This is a genomic window from Uliginosibacterium sp. sgz301328, assembly GCF_041807905.1.
Lineage (GTDB): Bacteria > Pseudomonadota > Gammaproteobacteria > Burkholderiales > Rhodocyclaceae > JBGVSA01.
Genome location: NZ_JBGVSA010000036.1, coordinates 21,834 through 27,833, shown reverse-complemented (window position 1 = coordinate 27,833; position 6,000 = coordinate 21,834). Strand labels below are relative to the sequence as shown.

Genomic DNA, 6,000 nt, shown 5'->3' with positions numbered 1-6,000 from the left:
GGGCTGGGCGTGTCGGGCCAGGTGACCAAGGATGTGAGCCTGTTCGCCTCGGCCGACTACAACCGCGTCGTGGCCGGGGGCAAAGGCGACAGCCTGAGCGGCCGCGTGGGGGTGGTGATTGCGTGGTGATCCGGGGAGAAATCATCCGGGGATGGGGCCCTTGCGCCATCCCCGAATCTGGATACCGCGGTGCTATAACAAAGTCTTTCTTTCCTTGATCACAAAGGAGCTGTCATGAGCCTGTTCGGCAAGATTCTCGCGAAACTCGGTTTTGGTGATGGAGACAAGACGGCGACGGCCGCCCCGCCTCCATCAGCCCCTGCAGCCGCGCCGGCTGCACCGGCCGCTCCGGTCGCCGTCTCGGTGGTCGATGTCGTCAGCAAGCTGGAAGGCATGGCCGCCAGCAACCCGGAGAAATTGAACTGGAAGACGTCCATCGTCGACCTCATGAAGCTGCTGGGCCTGGACAGCAGCCTCGCCGCACGCAAGGAGCTTGCCACCGAACTGGGCTGTCCGGCCGACAAGATGGGGGACTCGGCGCAGATGAACATGTGGCTGCACAAGACCGTGCTGCAGAAGCTGGCCGACAACGGCGGCAATGTGCCGAAGGAACTCCTGAACTGAAACGCCAGCGGAACATCCACGCGCGAAAGCCCGGCCCTGCCGGGCTTTCGTTACGTGCCGCGCCGGCACCGGGTGCCAGCGACCGAACGTGCGACTGACATTGCGCCATGCACGTTCATGACCGACATGTCATGAGCATGTCGCCAGCATCACCCTCCGTCATGCTTTGAATGGCAATCAGCAACGCGAATCTGTAGGGCCGTCATCAGTCGGCACGATTCGCCGGTTTCCGCTGGCGTTGCGCCGGGCCGGATTCGAGCCGCGTTCGTACCACTCCTTGCTGGCGTTGACGGCATGCACGACCAGCAGCATCACCGGAACTTCGATCAACACGCCGACAACCGTTGCCAGCGCAGCGCCCGACTCGAAGCCGAACAGGCTGATGGCGGCCGCCACCGCGAGTTCAAAGAAGTTGGAGGCACCGATCAAGGCCGAGGGGCACGCCACGCTGTGCTTTTCGCCAAACCGCCGATTCAGGCCGTAGGCCAGCGCCGAGTTGAAGAAGACCTGGATAAGGATGGGAACGGCCAGGAGCGCGATGACGCGGGGTTGTTCCAGGATGGCGTCGCCCTGGAAGCCGAACAGCAGAACGAGCGTGGCGAGCAGCGCGGCGGTCGACCACGGGCCGATCCTGGCCAGTGCTGCATCCAGGCTGGCCTGGCCCTGCGCGAGCAGGCTGCGGCGCCAGAGCTGGGCGACGATCACCGGAATGACGATGTACAGGACCACCGACGTCATCAACGTCCCCCACGGCACGCTGATGCTCGCCACGCCCAGCAGCAATGCCACCAGCGGCGCGAAGGCGAACACCATGATGGTGTCGTTGAGCGCGACCTGGCTCAGTGTGAACAGCGGGTCGCCGCCGGTCAGCCGGCTCCACACGAACACCATCGCCGTGCAAGGTGCGGCCGCGAGCAGGATCAGGCCGGCGATGTAGCTGTCGATCTGCCCGGCAGGCAGCCATGCCGCGAACAGGTGGCGAATGAACAGCCAGCCGAGGAAGGCCATCGAAAACGGCTTGACCAGCCAGTTGACGAACAAGGTGACGCCGATGCCCCTGGCATGCTTGCGCACCTGGTGCAAGGCGCCGAAGTCCACCTTGATGAGCATCGGGATGATCATCACCCAGATCAGCACGCCGACCGGAATGCTGACCTGCGCCACCTGCAGCCTGCCGATGGCGCGGAACAGCGACGGAAAGCCCTGCCCCAGCAGGACGCCGACGACAATGCACAGAAAGACCCAGAGCGTCAGGTAGCGCTCGAAAATGCTCATGCGTTGCGAATGGGTGGACATGATCAGGATTCAGTAATGTCGTTGAGGGCGGCCTGGAGTTCGGCATCGCTCATCGATTCGAGCGGCAGCGCCAGTAACTGCAACATGCGGTAGCCAATGGCCTGGCGGGTCAGCTCGAAGGCACGTCGCCGGCCTTCGTCCCCGCCTTCGGCATTCGATGGGTCCGGGTAACCCCAGTGCGTCTTGAGCGGGCTGCCGGGCCAGATCGGGCAGACCTCGTTGGCGGCGTTGTCGCAGACCGTGATGACGATCCGCAGCGCGGGTGCGTCGGGGCGTGCGAATTCGTCCCAGCTCTTGCTGCGATAGCCGGCGGTGTCGATGCCGACGTTTTCGAGCGCCTCGATGGCGAACGGGTTGATGCGTCCGCTCGGCGCACTGCCGGCGCTGTATGCGCGCACGTCTTTGCCAAGCCTGTGCGCCAGATGGTTGAGCATGGCTTCGGCAAGTACGCTGCGGGCCGAGTTGTGAGTACAGAGGATCAGGATGTGCGTGGTCATGGCTCAGCGGGCGGCGCGCGACGGAGTGCAGCGGGTAGCGGGAATCAGCTCGCACGTGCCACCGGCGCAACAGTTTTCGGTGAGATACGCCAGCAGAGCATTCATCTGCTCGAAGTTCGGCGAGTAGTAGATGAAGCGCCCTTCTTGACGGGAACTCAGCAGCCCCGCATGGCTGAGTTCCTTGAGGTGGAACGACAACGAAGACGGGGCGATGCCCGTCAGTTCGCTGATGCGCCCTGCGGCGAGCCCTTCGTCGCCATGCCGTACGAGCAGGCGAAAAACGGCCAGCCGGCTTTCCTGGGCGAGCGCGCCCAATTGAGTGACTGCGGTCTTGGTTTCCATATTTCGAATATTATTGAATTGTTTTGGTGAACGCAATGCAAGCGGCTTGCGGCTTTTCACAGTCCGGCGCCGGAAGTTGCACCGAGAACCGCACAGTTCGCCTACAGTGCAGAAGCTCTCGCCACCGATCAAAACCGGGTCAGACGGTCGCTTGCGCGCGCGGCACGGCGTATGCAGCTACGCTTGAATTGCGGGGCATTCCTGTCGGTCGTCCTCACGGCCCCGTCCTCTCTTTGCATTGACAAAAGACCTGCCAGAGGTTGAAGGGAGCGTTTCCGTGGAACCGAAGGACAGTCATGTCGCGTCCCCGCCGAGCGTCTCGCCCGGCGATGGCGGCACGAACCGGCGCCTGCACAGGCCCGAGGAGCACACCGAGGCCGATCTGCGCGAGATGATCCGTCTCAACGAGATCGGCAACCGCTGCGTGCGCCCCGGCAACGACATGCACGGCTGCATGGAGGCGATCCTGGAGGCCGCCATCGAGTTCACCGGCGCCGACAAGGGCAACGTCCAGATGCTCGACCGGCATACCGGCAAGCTCAAGATCATCGCTCAGCGCGGCTTCGATACCACCTTCCTGGCGTTCTTCGACACGGTTCATGCCGGCGACGGCACGGCCTGCGCCGTGGCGATGAGTTCCGGCCAACGCGCGGTGGTGGAAGATGTGATGCAAAGTCCGCAATTCAGGAGCGACACCTCTTTGCGGGTGCTGCTGGGCAGCGGTATCCGCGCGGTCCAATCCACGCCGCTGGTCAGCGGCAACGGTGCCGTGCTGGGCGTCATTTCCACGCATTTCCTGGAGCCGCATTCACCGTCCGAGCGCGCGCTGCGTTTTGTCGACCTGCTGGCGCGGCTGGCGGCCGATTACCCGGAGCGCAAACACGCCGAATGGGCCATCCGCGAGAGCGAGGAACGCTTTCGCGCGTTCATCCGCGCCACGTCAGACGTGGTCTATCGCATGAGTGCCGACTGGAGCGAGATGTGGTACCTCCATGGGCGCGAGTTCATCGTCGACACCACCGAGCCTTCATCGTCGTGGCTGGGCCGCTACATTGCGCCCGAGGATCAGCCCGACGTGATGCGGGCGATCAGGCAGGCCATCGCGGCCAAGGACGTGTTCGAGCTCGAACACCGCGTAATCCGCATCGACGGTACGCTCGGCTGGACTCACTCGCGCGCGGTCCCGATCATGGATGGCGCGGGGCAGATCGTGGAGTGGCTCGGTACTGCCCGGGACATTTCGCGGCGCAAGGAAACAGAGCATTCGCTACGGATGAGCGAGCTCCGGTATCGGACGCTCTTTGAATCCATCGATGAAGGGTATTGCATCATCCGCATGCTGTTCGACGATACCGGCGCGCCCATCGACTATGTCTTCGAAGAGGTCAATCAGTCGTTCGAACGGCAGACCGGTATTCGCGACGGCGTGGGGCGCTCGATGCGCAACATATCGCCCGACCACGAATCGCATTGGTACGAGGTCTACGGCCGCATTGCACGCACGGGCGAATCGGAACGCTTCGAGAGCGTCGCCGAGTCCTTGCATCGCTGGTTCGATGTCTACGCCTTCCGCATCGGCGAGCCCGAAGAGCACCGCGTGGCGGTCCTGTTCCAGGACATTTCGGAACGCAAGCAGACCGAGCAGGCACTGCGCGACAGCGAAGCACGCCTGCGAACCATCGTCGAGCAGTTGCCGGCCGGTGTCGGCGTGATGGACGGGACCGGCAAGTGGACCGTCAGCAACACGCTCATGGAGCGTTATCTGCCCTACGCGGCCCCGTCGGGCGAGCCCGGTCGCGTTCCGCTGTGGCGCGCCTGGAATGAAGATGGCGAACCGATCCTGCCAGAGGACTGGCCCGGCGCACGCGCGATGCGCGGCGAAACCGTGATGCCTGGCACGCAGATGCTCTATTCCGACGCCAACGGCCAGGAACTGTGGCTGCGCATGAGCGCGACGCCCCTGCGCTCCGAGGCCGGCAAGGTCATGGAAGCCTGCGCCGTCGCCCAGGACATCACGCAACTGAAAAAAGCCGAACAGGTCCTGCGCGAAGCGGACCGACGCAAGGACGAATTTCTCGCCACGCTGTCGCATGAACTGCGCAATCCCCTGGCGCCCATCCGCAACGGCCTGCACATTCTGCGGCGCAACTGTGGCAACGCCGAGGTCGCCGCCAGGGTCATGCCGATGCTCGAACGCCAGGTCGACCACATGGTCCGGCTGGTCGATGATCTGATGGAGGTATCGCGCATCACCGGCGGCAAGATCGAGCTGCGCAAGGAGCGGGTGGAACTGGCTTCGGCGCTGCGCAGCGCCGTGGAGGCAAGCAGTCCGCTGATCGAAGCCGCGCATCAGCGGCTGGTGATCGAATTCCCTGAAGCGCCGCTGACCGTCGAGGCGGACCCGGTGCGGCTCGGGCAGATCATTGCGAACCTGCTCAACAACGCCGCGAAGTACACCATGGAAGGTGGTCAGATCTGGCTGTCGGCGCACCGCGACGGCCATGATGCCGTGATATCGGTACGCGACAACGGCATGGGCATCCCCGCCGACATGCTGCCCAAGATTTTCGATCTGTTCACTCAGGCTGAGCGCACTTACAGCCGGGCCCAAGGTGGACTCGGCATCGGTCTGACGCTGGTACGGAGCCTGGTGGAGCTGCACGGCGGCAGGGTGAATGCCGCCAGCGACGGCCCTGGCAAAGGCAGCGTGTTCACCGTACGGCTACCGCTGACCGACGGCGCGGGGCTGTCGGCGCATCTTCATCCCCAGGCGTCCCGGCCGGACGCATTGGCCGGCTTGCGTGTGCTGATCGTCGATGATAACCGCGACGCCGCATTGAGCCTGGGCGCCCTGCTCGACCCGTTGGGCTCCGCGACGCTGACGATCCACGGCGGCGAAGCCGCACTCGCAGCGCTTGCCACCTTTGCGCCCGACGTCATCATCCTGGACATCGGCATGCCCGACATGGACGGCTACGAAGTCGCCCGCCGCGCGCGCGAGCTGACTGCCGGCAAGCCGATCGCCCTGATCGCGGTGACGGGCTGGGGTCAGGACGAAGACCGCCGCCGCTCGCGCGAAGCCGGCGTCGACTATCACTTCGTCAAACCGGTGGACCTGGAAGCGCTGGAAGCGCTGTTGGGTTCGACCGCAGCCGCCAAGCGCAGCATCGCGCAGTGAACCGTCGGCCGTCGTCCGCCCGCGCCGGCCCGATACCGCGGAGACGATCATGGGCGCGACTAT

At 64.5% G+C, this 6,000-nt stretch carries 5 protein-coding genes; 2 read left to right on the top strand and 3 right to left on the bottom strand.

The window, feature by feature from the left end:
- Nucleotides 1–234 precede the first annotated feature (234 nt).
- Nucleotides 235–624: a DUF3597 domain-containing protein gene (locus ACDA63_RS18600; RefSeq protein ID WP_373664793.1), complete on the top strand. Its 390-nt coding sequence runs from the start codon at nucleotides 235–237 to the stop codon at nucleotides 622–624.
- 177 nt (nucleotides 625–801) lie between these two features.
- Here the strand turns inward: ACDA63_RS18600 and arsB are convergent, their stop codons facing one another.
- From arsB to ACDA63_RS18585, 3 genes are read right to left on the bottom strand one after another with little or no spacing between them, the layout of a single operon-like run.
- The gene (arsB, locus tag ACDA63_RS18595; RefSeq protein WP_373664792.1) at nucleotides 802–1,920 is read right to left on the bottom strand and encodes an ACR3 family arsenite efflux transporter; all 1,119 of its coding nucleotides are present in this window, start codon (nucleotides 1,918–1,920) and stop codon (nucleotides 802–804) included.
- A gap of 2 nt (nucleotides 1,921–1,922) precedes the next feature.
- Nucleotides 1,923–2,417: an arsenate reductase ArsC gene (locus ACDA63_RS18590; RefSeq protein WP_373664791.1), complete on the bottom strand. Its 495-nt coding sequence runs from the start codon at nucleotides 2,415–2,417 to the stop codon at nucleotides 1,923–1,925.
- Between the two features lie 3 nt (nucleotides 2,418–2,420).
- Nucleotides 2,421–2,759 (bottom strand): ArsR/SmtB family transcription factor, encoded by a 339-nt coding sequence (locus ACDA63_RS18585; RefSeq protein WP_373664790.1) that lies wholly within the window; start codon nucleotides 2,757–2,759, stop codon nucleotides 2,421–2,423.
- Between the two features lie 277 nt (nucleotides 2,760–3,036).
- Between ACDA63_RS18585 and ACDA63_RS18580 the strand changes: the two genes are divergently transcribed.
- Nucleotides 3,037–5,937, top strand: coding sequence for an ATP-binding protein (locus tag ACDA63_RS18580; RefSeq protein ID WP_373664789.1), 2,901 nt, complete (start codon nucleotides 3,037–3,039; stop codon nucleotides 5,935–5,937).
- Nucleotides 5,938–6,000: the final 63 nt, after the last annotated feature.